General features: G+C 68.4%; 13 protein-coding genes. 5 read left to right on the top strand and 8 right to left on the bottom strand.

The window, feature by feature from the left end:
• The first annotated feature begins 55 nt into the window (after nt 1-55).
• Both A5696_RS06630 and A5696_RS06635 read left to right on the top strand, forming a co-directional pair.
• On the top strand, nt 56-823 hold the full coding sequence (locus A5696_RS06630) for an SDR family oxidoreductase (protein ID WP_067875312.1): 768 nt from the start codon (nt 56-58) through the stop codon (nt 821-823).
• Between the two features lie 216 nt (nt 824-1,039).
• Nucleotides 1,040-2,647, top strand: a complete 1,608-nt coding sequence (locus A5696_RS06635; protein WP_067875217.1) for a multicopper oxidase family protein — start codon at nt 1,040-1,042, stop codon at nt 2,645-2,647.
• On the opposite strand, the gene A5696_RS06640 is transcribed toward A5696_RS06635, so the two are convergent.
• From A5696_RS06640 to A5696_RS06675, 8 genes are read right to left on the bottom strand one after another with little or no spacing between them, the layout of a single operon-like run.
• Entirely contained in the window at nt 2,635-3,471 is an 837-nt protein-coding gene (locus tag A5696_RS06640; RefSeq protein WP_067875220.1) for an alpha/beta fold hydrolase, read from the bottom strand. The genes A5696_RS06635 and A5696_RS06640 overlap by 13 nt on opposite strands.
• Complete coding sequence (locus A5696_RS06645; protein ID WP_067875224.1) at nt 3,471-4,463, bottom strand: cyclase family protein; 993 nt, start codon at nt 4,461-4,463, stop codon at nt 3,471-3,473. Before A5696_RS06645 ends, A5696_RS06640 begins: the two co-directional genes overlap by 1 nt.
• A complete protein-coding gene (locus A5696_RS06650; protein ID WP_067875227.1) occupies nt 4,451-5,278 on the bottom strand; it encodes a coniferyl-alcohol dehydrogenase in 828 nt (275 codons plus the stop codon). The genes A5696_RS06645 and A5696_RS06650 overlap by 13 nt, the downstream gene beginning before the upstream one ends.
• Nucleotides 5,279-5,309: 31 nt before the next feature.
• Nucleotides 5,310-6,620 (bottom strand): LLM class flavin-dependent oxidoreductase, encoded by a 1,311-nt coding sequence (locus A5696_RS06655; RefSeq protein WP_067875230.1) that lies wholly within the window; start codon nt 6,618-6,620, stop codon nt 5,310-5,312.
• Between the two features lie 3 nt (nt 6,621-6,623).
• Nucleotides 6,624-8,360: an FAD-binding protein gene (locus A5696_RS06660; protein WP_067875233.1), complete on the bottom strand. Its 1,737-nt coding sequence runs from the start codon at nt 8,358-8,360 to the stop codon at nt 6,624-6,626.
• Nucleotides 8,357-9,274 carry a 3-carboxyethylcatechol 2,3-dioxygenase gene (locus tag A5696_RS06665; protein WP_067875237.1) on the bottom strand — a complete coding sequence of 306 codons (918 nt, stop codon included), beginning with the start codon at nt 9,272-9,274 and terminating at the stop codon, nt 8,357-8,359. The genes A5696_RS06660 and A5696_RS06665 overlap by 4 nt, the downstream gene beginning before the upstream one ends.
• Complete coding sequence (locus A5696_RS06670; RefSeq protein WP_067875240.1) at nt 9,222-10,949, bottom strand: bifunctional 3-(3-hydroxy-phenyl)propionate/3-hydroxycinnamic acid hydroxylase; 1,728 nt, start codon at nt 10,947-10,949, stop codon at nt 9,222-9,224. Before A5696_RS06670 ends, A5696_RS06665 begins: the two co-directional genes overlap by 53 nt.
• Nucleotides 10,949-11,812: an alpha/beta fold hydrolase gene (locus A5696_RS06675; protein WP_067875243.1), complete on the bottom strand. Its 864-nt coding sequence runs from the start codon at nt 11,810-11,812 to the stop codon at nt 10,949-10,951. Before A5696_RS06675 ends, A5696_RS06670 begins: the two co-directional genes overlap by 1 nt.
• Nucleotides 11,813-11,918: 106 nt before the next feature.
• Between A5696_RS06675 and A5696_RS06680 the strand changes: the two genes are divergently transcribed.
• From A5696_RS06680 to A5696_RS06690, 3 genes are read left to right on the top strand one after another with little or no spacing between them, the layout of a single operon-like run.
• The gene (locus tag A5696_RS06680; RefSeq protein WP_067875246.1) at nt 11,919-12,596 is read left to right on the top strand and encodes an IclR family transcriptional regulator; all 678 of its coding nucleotides are present in this window, start codon (nt 11,919-11,921) and stop codon (nt 12,594-12,596) included.
• Between the two features lie 26 nt (nt 12,597-12,622).
• A complete protein-coding gene (locus A5696_RS06685) occupies nt 12,623-14,239 on the top strand; it encodes an FAD-dependent oxidoreductase (protein WP_067875249.1) in 1,617 nt (538 codons plus the stop codon).
• A 4-nt stretch (nt 14,240-14,243) separates the two neighbouring features.
• Entirely contained in the window at nt 14,244-15,200 is a 957-nt protein-coding gene (locus A5696_RS06690; RefSeq protein ID WP_067875253.1) for a dipeptidase, read from the top strand.
• Nucleotides 15,201-15,434 lie beyond the last annotated feature (234 nt).

A 15,434-nucleotide genomic window follows, 5' to 3' on the forward strand; every position in this document is an offset into this window, starting at 1 on the left:
CGGAAGTGGAAGGCTGAGTGCACCGCTTAATCGGCTACTTTGGGAGGGCTTGATCATGAAGATCTTGGTTATCGGCGGCACCGGACTCATCGGCTCGCAGGTCATCGCCAATCTGACCGCGCTGGGACACGAGGCGATCTCGGCCTCACCGCGTTCGGGCGTCGACTCCGTCACCGGCGAGGGCCTCGCGGAGGCGGTGGCGGGGATGCACACCGTCGTGGACGTGTCCAACTCGCCCTCGTTCGATGACGACCCCGTCATGCACTTCTTCACCACGTCGACCCGAAACCTGCTCGCCGCCGAGCGCGCGGCGGGTGTGCGGCACCACGTCGCGCTCTCGATCGTCGGCGCCGACCGCGCCCCGGACAGTGGCTACATGCGGGCCAAGGTCGCCCAGGAGAAGCTGATCGAGGAATCGGGGGCCCCGTATTCGATCGTGCGGGCGACCCAGTTCTTCGAATTCGTCGGCGCCATCGCGGATTCCGCGACCGACGGCGACACCGTCCGCCTGCCGGTCGGCGCATTCCAGCCGATCGCGGCCAAGGACGTCGCCACCGCCGTCACCGGGGCGACGATCAGCGACCCGACCAACGGCAGGACCAACATCGCCGGGCCCGAAAAGCGCGGCATGGACGAGTTCATCCGGACCGCGCTTGCCGCAGCCGACGATCCCCGCCATGTGGTGGGCGACCCCGAGGCGCAATATTTCGGCACCCGGCTCGATGAGCACACCATCGTTCCCCTCGACAGCGAGGACGCGACGATCTACCCGACCCGCTTCAGCGATTGGACGGCCACCCGGGCGACCAGCGGTGCGCATTAGGCGCCGCGGGACTGACCGGGGGGTGTAGCGATGCCGCGGGTTGCGATCATCACCGGGGTCGACGAGGTCGCCGCCGAACCCGGCGTGGCGCCGGTACCGGCGGACCAGATCTACCAGTACGCCCGGTAACCCGACGATTCAGCACTTGCGTTCCAGCCGGCGGCCGAGCACGGTATAAGGCGCCGGGGCGGTTCGACGCCAGACGAGGAGCGCTCAATGCCCGTGCTGCCCATAAGGGGCGTCCCCTTCGACGGGGCTCAGTTGACCAGGCGCGGCTTCATGGCCGCCGGCATCGCCGGCGGCCTGGCGCTGGCGGGCTGCAGCCAATCCGACACCCAGGCATCCGGCGCCGCCGCGAAGATGGCCGCCGCCATCGCCGCCGCCGAGAAGGCGCGGCCGCACAGCGGGCGCACCGTGACCGCCAGCCTGACCCCCCAGCCGGCCCAGGTCGATCTCGGTGGGCCCATCGCCCGTACGTTGGCCTACGGCAACGCCATCCCGGGACCGCTGATCCGGGCCAGGGTCGGTGACGAGCTGGTCGTCACCGTCTCGAACCGGCTCGATCATCCGACGTCGGTGCATTGGCACGGCATCGCGTTGCGCAACGACATGGACGGCGCCGCGCCGGCCACCCCGAACATCCCGGCCGGCCGGGACTTCACTTACCGGTTCTCCGTGCCGGATTCGGGCACCTACTGGGGCCATCCGCACACCGGCCTGGACGCCGACATGGGCCTCTATCTGCCGGTCATCGTCGACGACCCGAGTGAGGGCGACTACGACGCCGAATGGGTTGTCGTCCTTGACGATTGGACGGACGGCATCGGGAAGAGCCCGCAGCAGCTCTACAGCGAGCTCACCAGCCCGAACAAGCCGAGCCGGTCGAGCATGCCGACGACGTCGTCGACGAGACCGACCACCGCGACAACCCCCAGGTCGGCCGCCGGCTCCGCGACCTCGACGACGCCGACATCAGCTATGCCCGGGATGCCGGACAACGGCGGCGGGACGAGCGATCTGCTCGGCGGCGACGCCGGAGACATCGACTACCCCTACTACCTGATCAACGGCCGCATCCCCGCGGCGCCCACGACTTTCAATGCCAAGCCGGGCCAGCGCATCAGGATCCGCTTCATCAACACCGGCTCCGACACCGCCTTTCGCGTCGCGCTGGCCGGCCATTCGATGACGGTCACCCATACCGATGGTTACCCCGTGGTGCCGACCGAGGTCGACGCACTTCTGATCGGGATGGCGGAACGCTACGACGTGATCGTCACCGCGGCCGACGGCGTCTTCCCGTTGGTCGCGCTCGCCGAAGGGAAGAACGATTTGGCGCGCGCGCTGCTGTCCACCGGAACGGGCAGCCCGCCCGACGCGGGATTTCAACCGGCCGAACTGGGCAAGCGGGTGGGCACCATCGAAATGTTCACGGCCACAACACCCGTCAATCTGGGCCCGCCCCAGCCCGATCTCAACCTCCCGGTCATGCTGGGCGGCAACATGATGCAATACAACTGGATGATCAACGGGCGGCCCTACAGCGACACGGATCCGCTGCACGTTCGACTGGGCGAACGGCCCACCATCACGTTCGACAACCCGACGATGATGTATCACCCGATTCACCTGCACGGACACACTTTTCAGCTGGTCAACGCCGACGGTAGCCCGGGCGCCCGCAAGGACACCGTGATCGTGCTGCCCAAGCAGAAGGTGCTCGCCGTGCTGGTCGCCGACAATCCGGGGTTGTGGCAGTTGCACTGCCACAACACCTACCACCAGGAGGCGGGCATGCAGACCCGGCTGGACTACGCCTTCTGACGCCCCGCCGCCGCGAAAAAGTCCAACAGCAACCCGTTGACCGCCGACGGCCGCTCGATCTGCGGGCAGTGACCGGCGCGGGCAATCACCTCCGAGCGGCCGCCCGCGATCTGTTTGGCGATCTGCTCGCCCCACCCGGACGGCAGGAGCTTGTCGTCTCCCCCCTCGACGACAAGCGCTGGCACGTTGATGCGCTCGTAGGCCCGCGCGCTCGACGGGGTCGACGACGGTGTTGCACCGGGGCGGCGGAATCGGGCCGCCGCCACGGCTTCCCATGCCCCGGGCGCGGTGCTCGATTCGTACCGGCGTCGCACGTAGTCCTCGTCGGCCGGGTAGCCGGGGTCGTGGAACAGCGCCTCGACGATGCGCCGCATCGCCGGCAGGGTCGCGTCGTACTGCTGCAGCGCGTCGAAGTGCCGGTTCTGCTGGATCTCCCCGCCCCCGCAGATCGCGACCAGGCTGCGGATCGGCAGCCTCGGCTCGTCCGCCGTGGCGTCGGTGAGCAGGTTGATGGCGCCCATCGAGTTGCCGACGAAGTGCGCCGAGTCGATGCCGAGCAGCTCACAGAACCGCGCCACGTGCCGAATCCGCATGCCGCGACCATCGACGAAATCGATGACCTTGGCCGATTGTCCGAAGCCCAGCTGGTCGGGCGCCACCACACGGTGCCGCGTGGCGAGGGCGGCGATGTTGCGCTCCCACCCGAGTTCGGCGCTGCCGCCGAACTCCCCGCCGTGCAGCAGGACCACCGGGTCGCCTTCGCCCGCCTCGAGGTAGCTGGTGACCAGCCCGTCGACCAGCATCGTCCTGCGTTGGACGTCCATCACTTGATCGCGATCGGATTCACCGGGGAGCCCACGGCGCCAACGACTCTCAGCGGCGGCGCGATGAGCTGGAACTCGTAGACGCCGTCGGCCGCGCAGTCGTCCGCCAGCGCTTTGAGGTCCCAGTACTCGCCGAAGATCAACCCCATATCGCGCAGGCAAAGCAGGTGCAGGGGGAAGGTGATCCCGTCGACGCCGGATACCAGGTCCTCCACCTGGAGGTTGTCGGCCGCGACCGCCGCGACCTCGTGATCGTGCAGCCACGGCGCGCAGCGCCAGTCCAGCCCGGAGTAGCCCTCCGACTTGTTGCCGGTCATGAGAAACCTTGTCCACCAACCGGTGCGGATCAACACGATGTCGCCGCGCCCGACGGTCACCCCCTGGGCGCGCACCACGTCGTCCAGTTCCTCCGGGGTGATCGGGTTGCCGGCTTCGAGGAAGACCTCGGCGCCACGATGCCGAACCAGATCGAGCAGCACGCCGCGCGACGTGATGCCCTTGACGTCGACCTTGTCGATGCCGCAGTGGTAGGCACCCATGCTGGTCACCGAATCCGCCGGGAAGCCGTTGTAGAGCTGGTCGTCGTAGTAGACGTGTGACAGCGCGTCCCACTGGCTGGCCGCCTGCAACGGCATGATGATCATGTCGTCGTTGAAGCGGAAGGGGTTGTCGGCGGTCATGTATCCACTCAGCTGTTTCGCCAACGGATTCCGCGCCCACTCTGCTCCGTACTTGGCCAGCGTGTGCACGTCGCCGCCGTCCACCGTCATGACGTGCACCGGGTTGTGCCGAAACTCGAAGGCGCCCTGCGGCCCCGACGCACCGAAGTCCACGCCGAGCGGAAACACCTTGCCGTGCCGCACCAGGCCCGCGGCCTGGGCGACCTTGTCCGCGGTGATGAAGTTCAGCGTGCCCAGCTCGTCGTCGTCTCCCCACCGCCCCCAGTTGGACACGTCGCGAGCGACCTTCCGAAAGTCCGTCAAGCCGGCCACGGAGCGCGTCCTTCCTCGAGTTCCCGGGCGATCGCGGCGCCCACGTTTCCGCCGTCGACCCACAACACCTGGCCGGTAATGTAGCTGGCCGCATCGCTGTTGAGAAACAGCAGAACCGAGGCCTGTTCGGCCGGCCCGGACACGCGTCCCAGCGGCTTGGGGATGTCGTCGAGGAAGCCCTGCCCGTACGCGGTCCGCAGCTGATCGAGGATCGGGGTTTCGGTGACGCCCGGGCCGGTGCAGTTGATCCGGATGCTCCGCGCGCCGAGGGGCGCGGCGTTTTGCATGGTGTACAGGATGATCGCCTCTTTGGACAATTGGTAGCCGGTGCCCACCGCGTCGGGGTGGGCATGACACCAGTCGACGCCATCCCGCATCGTCGCGGTCTTGAGCAGCGGCGCCACCGCCCGCAGATGGTCGCGGTAGCCCGCCGCCGCGAGCGAGGAGACGCTGACGATCGACGACCCCGCGGGCATCTTGCCGATCAGCGCCTCGGTGACCTGCCGCAGCCCCAGGAAGTTGATGGTGACCACCAGCGGCGGGTCGCCGATCCCGGACGAGACGCCCGCCACGTTGAACAGCGCGTCGACCGGCCCGTCGATGGACGCCACCGCGCGATCGATCGAATCCGGGTCGGCGAGATCGACCTCGTGAAAACCGCTGAGCTCCAACGAGGGGCGGCGCTTATCCAGCCCGACGACGTCCGCCCCGGCTTCGGTGAGCTGCCGCACCACGTGCTCTCCGATGCCCGATGCGCATCCGGTCACCACCGCACGGCGGCCGTCGTAGCGCCACAGCTCCTCGATTCGTCCCAAGGCTCAAACCGCTTCCGGTATCGCGCGCGTCCTACTGCTCCTTGGCGCGCTGCTGCTCCTTCAGGCGCTGCGCCGCCTGGACGCGGCCCTCGTTGATTTCCGCCATGGCTTCGGGGATCTCGCTGGCGGTGAACTTGTCGCGGCCGGTGGGCAGCCCGCCGAACGCGTAGGTTTCATCGAACAGCGGTGCGGCCGAGGCCGGTCGGCGCGCCTCGACCTTCTCGATGACCGGTGCGAGCCGCTTGGCCTTGGCGGCCACGGCCTTCGCGTCGCGTTCGATGAACTCGGGCAGCACCTCCTTGCCCATCAGCTCGATGGATTCCATCGTGCCCTCGTGGCTGCGCGGGTTGAGCAGCAGGATGATCTCGTCGACGCCGCTGTCCTCGTAGCCGCGCAGGAACTCGCGGACGGTGGCCGGGGATCCGATCGCGCCGCGCCCGGGGCCGTAGGCCAGCGTGGGGTCCTTCTCGACCTCCTCGAGGTAGCGCTTCCACACCCCGGTGCGGCCCGGCGTGTGCATCCCGGTCAGGTAGTAGTGCATGATCCCGAACGAGAAGAATCCACCGCCCTGGCCCAGGCGTTGCAGGGCCTCCTCTTCGGTCTTGGCGACCATCATCGACAGGTCACCACCGATGGCCAGGATGTTGGGATTGATCTGCGGGGTGATCGGCACGCCGTTCTCCTCGAACTCCTTGTAGTAGCCGTTGACCCGGTCGGTCAGCGGCCCGGGACCGGTGTAGGCGAAACTCAATGCCCCGATGCACTTCTGGGCGGCCATCTGGACGCTGGCCGGCCGCGTGCAGGCCACCCAGACGGGGGGATGCGGCTTTTGCATCGGCTTGGGGATGACGTTGCGGGGCGGCATCTGGATCTGCTCGCCCTTGAATCCCGTGAACGGCTCCTCGATCATGCAGCGGATCGCCACCTCGAGGGCCTCCTCCCACTGCGCGCGCTTGTCGGCGGGATCGACGTCGAATCCGCCGAGTTCACCGACGGAGGAACCTTCGCCGGTGCCGAACTCGACCCGCCCGTTGGACAGCAGGTCGATGGTGGCGATGCGTTCGGCCACCCGGGCGGGGTGATTGACCGCGGGCAACAGGTGCATGATGCCGAACCCCAGCCGGATGTTCTTGGTCCGCTGGCTGGCCGCGGCCAGGAAGATCTCCGGCGCGGTGGAATGGCAGTACTCCTCGAGGAAGTGATGCTCGGTGAGCCAGACGGTGGAGAAGCCGGCCTTGTCCGCGGCCTCGACCTCATCGAGGCAGTCCTGCAACAAGACCCGCTCGTCGTCCGGCGCCCACGGCCGCGGCAGGGCGAATTCGTAGAACAGCGATATTTTCATGTGCTACCTCCTATGAGAACTAAGGGATTGGCTCGCAAGGTGTTTCGCGGCGACGAAACCGAAGGTCATGGCCGGTCCGATGGTCGCCCCGGCGCCGGCGTAGCTGCGGCCCATGACCGGTGCCGCGGTGTTGCCGACCGCGTACAGGCCCGGCACCACCGTGTCGTCGGTGCGCAGCACCCTGGCGTACTCGTCGGTGCGCAGGCCACCCGAGGTGCCGAGATCGCCGAGGACGATGCGAAACGCGTAATACGGCGGGTCGCCCAGTGGGTACAGGTTGGGGTTCGGCAGGGTCGGGTCGCCGTAATAGTTGTCGTACACGCTGTCGCCCCGGTTGAAATCGTCGTCGTGACCCCTGCGTGCGAGTTCGTTGAAGCGGCGCGCGGTTTCGGAGAGTTGGCGCGCTGGAACGCCGATCTGCGCGGCCATGTCGTGCCAGCTCGCCGCCGCCTTCACCACGCCCGACTCCAGCCAGGCCCGCGGGACCTTGCGCCCGGTGGGAACGGGCGCGCCCGGGATCTTCGGTATCGGCAGGTGCCCGCCGATGACGTAGCGGTTCCACGACCGGTTGTCGGTGATGAGCCAGCACGGGATGTGGGTGACCCCGGACCTCTGGCCGTCGATCATCGCGTGACCGAAGTCCATGTAGGGCGCCGCCTCGTTGATGAAGCGCTTCCCGTCACCGTTGACGATGAACTGCGCCGGCATCATCCGCTCGTTGAGCATGAACTGCATGCGGCCGTCCGGCCACTGGATCGCCGGGAACCACCACGCCTCGTCGAGCAAGTCCGTTGCCGCGCCCACCTTTTGGCCGGCGCGGATGCCGTCGCCCATGGCGGCCGGGTTGCCGAAGCTCCAGTCCTGGTCAACCTCGGGCAGCTGCTCCTTGCGCCAGGCGAGGTCGTGGTCGAAGCCGCCCGACGCCAGGATCACCCCGAGGCGGGCGCCGATCCGCCGGACGTCGCCATCCGTTTCCACCAGCGCGCCGGTCACCGATCCGTCGGCGTCGGTGAGCAACTCGGTCATCGGCGCGCCGAGCCACAACGGGATCCCGCGATCCCGCATGGCCAATCGGAGCCGGGCCGCCAGCGACTGCCCGATCGCCGCCATCCGCTCGCCGAGGACCCGGGCCCGCACCATGCGCGAAATCAGCTTCAGCAGCACGCCCTTGCCGGTCCACGACTGCCGGATCCGGTAGAACGTCCGCAACTCCTTGGGCCCCAGCCAGATTCCCTTCGGGGCGAGCGCCAGGGGCTTGAGCAGCCTCTGTTCGTCGACGCCCAGCTTGCGCAGGTCGATGGGCGGCACGTTGATCGTGCTGCCCAACTCCGACCCGCCGGGCAGCTCCGGGTAGTAGTCCGCGTAGCCGGGCTTCCAGACGAACTCGAACCAGCCCGAAAGGTTTTCGAGGAACTCGAGCATTCGCGGCGCGTGCTCGACGTACTGCCGGATGCGTGCCTCGCTGACGAGGCCGTCGGTGATCCTCGAGAGGTATTTCACGACGTCGTCTGGCGACGGCGTGTAGCCCTCCCTGCGTTGCGCGGGCGCGCCGGGCACCCAGATGCCGCCCCCCGACAGGGCCGTGGAACCGCCGAAGTACGGCGACTTCTCGATCACCAACGCGTCCAGCCCGGCGGCCTGCGCGGTCAACGCGGCCGTCATGCCACCGCCGCCGGACCCGACGACGAGCACGTCGACCACGTGGTCGAAGCCGTCGGCTGTCGAAGGGGCTACGCTCATCCCGGCACCGCCGTGCGGATGGCGAAGCCGGCGATGAGCTCGGCGGCCGGCTTGTAGTAGCGCACCGTGGTCCGGTAGGGCCCGGCGGTCTCCAACGCCGCGAAAGCCGCCACCCACGTCCTGATTTCGTGCGCCGAGCTGCCGCCCTCGTACGCGACGAACGAATTCGACCACTGATCGAGCTCCGCCAGTCGCCCCTCGTCGACGATCTCGAGAAATCGGTGGTCCCAGACCGGGTTGAGCGGCTGCAGGTCGCTGTCGCCACCGGCGAAGTTTCTGGCCGCGTCGATCACGGCCGCCTGCCGAGCCCGTCGCTGCTCGGACGTCATCGGCCGGCCGTCCACGATCCGCTCGAGAACCGCCGGGGGCGCGGTCGCGAGCGTCGGCACCGGCGGGCTGTGGGACAGCCCACCGGAACCTATGATCAGCACCCGCTTGTCCAGCCCCGCCAGGTAGGCGCCGACGGCGGCACCCAGCGCGCGGCAACGGTGCAACGGCCCCAACGGCACCGCGATCGCGTTGACGAAGAGCGGGATCACCGGCCGCGCGGTGGCATCGCCGAACAGCTTCTCCAGCGGCTGCACCGTGCCGTGGTCGACGTCCATGCCGGCCGACACCGCGACGTCGACACCGGCATCGAGGATGGCTTGCGCACAGTCGGCCGCCAGGCGCTCGGGAACGTCAAGCGGCCCGGCGTGGGTGCCATAATCACCAACGCCGTTGGCGCGCATGCCGATGCAGAAGGGCGGCATCACCTTGTAGAAGAACCCGTTGTAGTGGTCCGGCGAGAAGATGACGACGAGTTCGGGGTCGACTGCTTCGACGAACTCGCGCGCCTGCGCGATGGCGCCTTCGATGTCGTCAAGCAGGTCCCGCGACGGCCCCGGAAGATTCAGGAGCGGGCTGTGGGACATGCAGCACAGAGCCAGTGTCATGGTGGAGGTCACCCCCTCCCGGCGTGAGGGCGAGGGCGTCCAGCAGCGAGGCGCTCAGCTCGGGCGCGAGCTGGGCGATGCAGGCGCCCGCGATGCACCGATCGGGTCGCAAGAACAGCACCGACTCCTGATGCGTATCGAACCAGGACTTCACCGCGCCACCGCGATCACCGACCACCACGACGTCGGGATCGTCGTGGCCGGTCCAGTGCAGCTGGGTCAGCGGCCGCAGCGCAACGAAGTGCGCGCCCAGGGCCTTCCACTTCGCGAACGCCTCGTCGCCGAGGATCTTGCGCGGGTTGTTGTTCCAGCACAGCACGGCGAACCAATCACCCAGCACGTCGTCCAGGAGGACGTCCCGCTCGGTGCGGATGTCCACCCGTGGCTGGATGAACAGGGTGCCCACCGGGGATTCGGCGCGGCGCGGCGCGGAGTGCGCGGGGTTATGTACAACGGCGCCCTGCTCGTAGCGCGGCATCGGCTTGAACCGCATTTCGAGCACATATCGCTTGAGGGACGGCACAATTGACGCCGAACGCACCAGGAGGTCCCGCGCGGTGGTGATCCTGCGGTCGGTCGGTGAGATAACCCGGCCCACCATGGTGGAGAGGTCGATCATCGCCCGGGCGTGCTTGCGCCGCTCGATGTCGTAGGTGTCCAGCAGCCGGCCGTCGGCCCGGCCGGTCACCACCGCGGCGAGCTTCCAGCCCAGGTTGGCCGCATCGCGGATGCCGCTGTTGTAGCCCTGCCCCTGCCACACCGGCATCAGGTGGGCCGCGTCCCCGGCCAGCAGCAGTCGGCCGCTGCGGAAGGCCCCGGCGATCCGCGAGTGATGGGTGTAGACCCGCCGCCGGATCACGTCGACACGCTCGGGGTGCGGCACCATCCGCGCCAGCATCCGCGTCAGGAACGCCGGGTCCTCGGCCTGCTCGTCGGTCTCGTCGGCGTGAATCATGAACTCGAAACGGCGAATTCCGTGCGCGATCGAGATCGAGGCGTATGGGCGTTCCGGGTCGGCACCTACCTCGCTGTTGGGGTGTCCCAGCGGATCGTTGGCGACGTCGACCACCAGCCACCGCGTCGATGACGTCGTCCCGTCGAAGGACACTCCCATCATGCGGCGGGTCATGCTGCGCCCGCCGTCGCATCCGACGACGTAGCGCGCCCGCACACGCTCGGTATCGCGGTCGGTGCCGCATTCGACGGACACGCCGTCGTCGCCCTGCACGCACGAGGTCATCGGGCGGTTCCACCGCACCTCGACGTGCTCGAATCTGTCCAGCCCGCACAGCAATTCGGCATCGACGAGCGGCTGCACGAACCCATTGCGCTTCGGCCAGCCGAAACGCGCATCGGGCGGGGCCATTTCGGCCAGCACGCGACGCTTGCCGTCGACGAACCGCAAGATCTGGTTGGGCACGGTGTGTGGCAGGATCCGGTCGACCAGCCCGATCGACTGGAAGGTGCGCAACGCCTCGTCGTCCAGGCCCACCCCGCGCGGGTAGTCGATGAGGCTGTCGCGTTCGTCGACGACCAGCGTCCGGACGCCCCGCAGGCCAAGGATGTTGGCGAGGGTCAACCCGACCGGGCCGGCGCCGACGACCACAACATCGAAGTCGACGTCTAAGTCCGGGTGCTGACCGCCGCTTCCCATCACCGCCCCAGCAGGAAGTCGAGATGGAGGCGGTTGAAGGTCTTGGCGTCCTCGTACTGCGGCCAGTGGCCGCAGCCGGGCATCACCTCGAAGCGCGCGCCGGGGATCATCGACGCGATGCGGCGGCCCTCGGTCACGTCGGCGGTGGGGTCGTCGCTCGTCCACAGCACCAGCGTCGGGGCGATGATGGCGCCGTACTCGTCCGGCCCGAGCAGGTTGCGCGCCCGGATCTCGGGATCCTGCAACGCCATGATGTCGCGCATGGCATCGACGAAACCCGGTTGGCGGTATACCCGTTGGCGACTGGCCACCAGATCGTCGTAATCCTTGGACTTGTCGGCCATCAGCCATTTGATCCGCGCCTGGACCGTCTCCCAGGTCGGGTTCTCGGCGGCCGCCATGGACAGCGTGATGATCCGTTGCATCACCACCGGGTCGGCCTGGGAGCCGCCGGCGGTGTTGAGGACGAGCCGGTCGACCACGTCAGGATGGTCGACTGCGGCGCGCGCCGCCACCCATCCCCCGAGCGATTCGCCGCTCAGGCAGGCGCGATCGACGCCGATGGTGCGCAGCACGGCCATCAGATGCTCAACATAATGGCGGACTTCCAGCGGATGGCCCGGCTTGTCGGTGTACCCGTGGCCCAGCATGTCGATCGACCAGGTCCAGAAGTGCTCGCCGTGCGCCGCCAAGTTGCGGACGTAGGCCTCGGCGTGGCCGCCGGATCCGTGCAACAGCATCAACGCCGGCTTGCCGGGGTCGCCGGCGCGCAGGTACCGGGTCCGCACCCCGCCCGCGTCGAGGTAGCCCTGCTCGAAGGCAACGCCCTGGAGATCGCTCCATACGCTCTCGAACTCCGCCACGGTTCCTCTCTGGCCCCTCGCATTGACTCGGCTTTGTGTGCTAATATCGCACGCTGATGTGCGATATGTATAGAGCTTCGCTCCCGCGTGCAGGGATGTCAAGGCCATGACGGCTTCTGGGACGGGTTCTCAGACGCTCGCCCGCGGACTCACCGCGCTGCAGATGGTGGCCGATTCCCCGAGCGGGCTGACGGTGCAACAGCTGGCCGACCAGGTCGGGGTGCATCGCACGATCGCCTACCGCCTGCTGTCGACGCTGGCCCAATTCCGGTTGGTGGCCAAGGGAGAGGACGGGCGCTACCGCCCCGGGTCCGGGCTTGCCGTGCTCGGCGCGTCGTTCGACCGCAACGTGCGACAACTGAGCCTGCCGACGCTGCGCGCGCTGGCCGACGAACTCGGCACCACCGTGTCGTTGCTCATCGCCGAGGGTGACCAGCAGGTCGCGATCGCGGTGATCGTGCCCAGCCATGTCGCCTACCAACTGTCCTTCCATGAGGGCAGCCGGTATCCGCTCGACCGCGGCGCGGCCGGCATCGCGTTGCTTGCGAGCATGCCGCCGCGCCCCGGGGAACGAGATCTCGTGGCGCGCACCCGCGAACGCGGCTGGGTGATGACGCACGGTGAGATCGAACCGAATACCTACGGCCTGGCCGTACCCGTCCGCCGCCACACGCCGTCGCCGCCCACCTGCATCAACCTCATCTCCCATCGCGAAGACGTGGTGATGCGGGGCAGGGACGCGGTCGTCAGGGCCGCGACACGGTTGTCCGAGCTACTGAATTAGCCACCGAGTTGGAGGGATTACTGTCCATGCCTTGGGACCATGAAGTCGACGTCGTCGTACTCGGCAGCGGCGCCGCGGCGCTCACGGCCGCGCTGACCGCGGCGGTCGCCGGCGCCTCGGTGGAGGTCTTCGAGAAGGCGCCGACGGTCGGCGGGACCACCGCCGTGTCGGGCGGGATCGCCTGGATCCCGGCCCACAACCGTTCCCCCGATGGGGAATTGACGGTAGCGGACGCCCTGCGCTACCTGCGCGCGCAGGCCCTGGGAACGATGGACGACACCCTGGTCGAGACGTTCGTGCGGACGGGCGCGGCGATGCTCGACTTCGTCGAGGCGCACAGCGGCGTGCGCTTCGAGATCGCGGCGGGCTTCCCCGACTATCGGCCGGAATTGCCGGGCGGACGGCCGACGGGCGGCCGGTCGCAGAGCCCGATTCCCTTCGACCTCAGCGAGATAGGTGAATGGGCCACGCGGATCACGTCGTTTCCCGCCGACTGGTCCAACGTCGGCTTCGACGCCGAGACCAGGGCCCGCCTGCACGCGGCGATCGACGAGCGAACCGGCCATCTCTGCGTGGCCGGCACCGCGCTGATCGCCGGGCTCTTGAAGGGTCTGCTGGATGCGGGGGCGGCGGTGCGGGTGAACGCGCGGGCCGAAGAGCTCATCGCCGAGGCCGGTGAGATCACCGGGGTGCGGGTCGAGTCGTCCGGCAAGAGCATCAGCGTGCGCGCCCGCCGCGGGGTCATCCTCGGCACCGGCGGCTTCGAGTGGGATCCGGCTCTGGCGCAAGCTTTTCTGCGCGGCCCCATGCACGGCGCGGTCTCCCCGCCGTACAACACCGGCGACGGGCTGCGCATGGCGATGGCACACGGCGCGGACCTGGCGAACATGGGTGAGGCGTGGTGGGTGCCGATCGTGCAGATCCCCGGCGACACCATCGACGGCAAACCGCGCAGCCGCAGCGTCCGCCTGGAGCGAACCCGGCCGCGCAGCATCATCGTCAACTCGGCCGGCAAGCGCTTCGTCAACGAGGCATGCGATTACAACTCGATGGCCGGAGCGTTCCAGTACCTCGACCCCCGCGGCGGCTACGTCAACGACCGTGCGTGGATGGTGTTCGACTCGGTTCACCTGCAGCGCTACGGATTCCTGGGGGTCGAACCGGGCCAGCCCGCACCGGAATGGTTCTGCGAGTCGGCGGACCTGGCCGAATTGGCCACCAAGACGGGCATCGACGCCGACGGGCTCGCCCGCACCGTCGAGGAGTGGAACCGCCAGGTTGCGGCCGGCGCAGACGCCGATTTCGGGCGCGGTTCCAGCGCCTACGACGGATACTGGGGCGATGATAGCGCCACCACCCTGGCCGGCAAGACCCTCGGCCCGATAGACACCGCCCCGTTCTACGCGGTGCCGATCTGCATCGGCGCGATGGGCACCAAGGGCGGCCCGCGCACCGATCCCGACGGGCGCGTCCTGCACGTCAGCGGTGAGCCGATACCGGGCCTGTTCGCGGCGGGCAACGCCATGGGCGGCGTGACCGGCCGAGCCTACGGCGGGGCCGGCGGAACGATCGGCCCCGCAATGGTTTTCGGCTACCGGGCGGGTCACGCGGCCGCTACGGGGAAGTCGGTCGATTTACAATAGTTCCATGACGTCGCTCCTATGGGACCAGCACACCTGTCTGCCGCTGCAGACGGACACCGACGTCGACCCGTTGACTCGCTACCGGCGCCCCGCCGGCGCGTTGGTTTCGGTCAATGCGGGGTATTCGCCCCAATCCTTCGACGACGCGGTCGCCCTGCTGCGGCACTATCGTTCGGCGGTTGGTGTCCACCCGCAGCTCGCGTTGGCCGACGACCTGGAGGATGTCGAGGCCATCACCCGCGGCGGCCGCATCGCGGTGGTGTTCGACCTCGAGGACTCCGGCCCCCTTGAGGGCGATCTCGCCAACCTCGCCACCTTCGCCGGGCTCGGCGTGCGCACCATGCTGCCGACCTATAACCACGCCAACCGCGCGGGCAGCGGCTGCCTGGACGCCACGGACGGCGGCCTCACCGCATGGGGCCGTTCGCTGGTCGGCGAAATGAACCGCGTGGGCATCGTCCCCGACGGATCGCACTGCAGTGCCCGCACCGGGCTCGACATGTGCGAAATGTCCGCTGGCCCGGTCGTTTACAGCCATTCCTGCATGCGTGCGGTCTGGGAGCACCCGCGTAACATCACCGACGACCAGGCTCGGGCCTGCGCGGCCACCGGCGGCGTCATCGGGATCACCGGCGTCGGCATCTTCCTGGGGGCCAACACCCCGACTCTCGACGCGATGGCACGGCACCTGGAGTACGCCGTCGAGTTCGTCGGCATCGACCACGTCGGTGTCAGCACCGACTTCTCGTTCGATTTCGCGGATTTCGTCGACGAAGTCACCCGCAACCCACACCTGTTCGACGAGAGCTACACCCGTTGGGGACCGATCCAGTGGATGCCGCCCGAGACGTTTCTGGGGCTCGACGAGCACCTCCGCGCACGCGGCTGGAGCGACTCCGATATCGAGGCCGTCCTCGGCGGAAATTTCCATCGTGTGGCGCGTCAGGCGTGGCGCGCCTAGCGCGCGTGCTGGCCGTATTCGGCGCGCGTAGCGCGGGTGACAGCGTTTTCGGCGCGTAGCGCGCGGATGCGGGCCGTGTTCGGCGCGCGTAACGCGGTGACAGCATTTTCGGCGCGTAATCCCTTGCGTCACAGTTGTTTCGCTGGTCACAAGGCGGCGGTTTTTGTCGGTGGGTGTTCGTAGGGTTTGGGGTATGGGTGCGAGCAGTCGTGAGGAGATCGTCGAGGTCTTTCG

It is taken from the genome of Mycobacterium sp. E2699, from assembly GCF_001666745.1.
In the GTDB taxonomy this organism is placed as follows: Bacteria; Actinomycetota; Actinomycetes; order Mycobacteriales; family Mycobacteriaceae; genus Mycobacterium.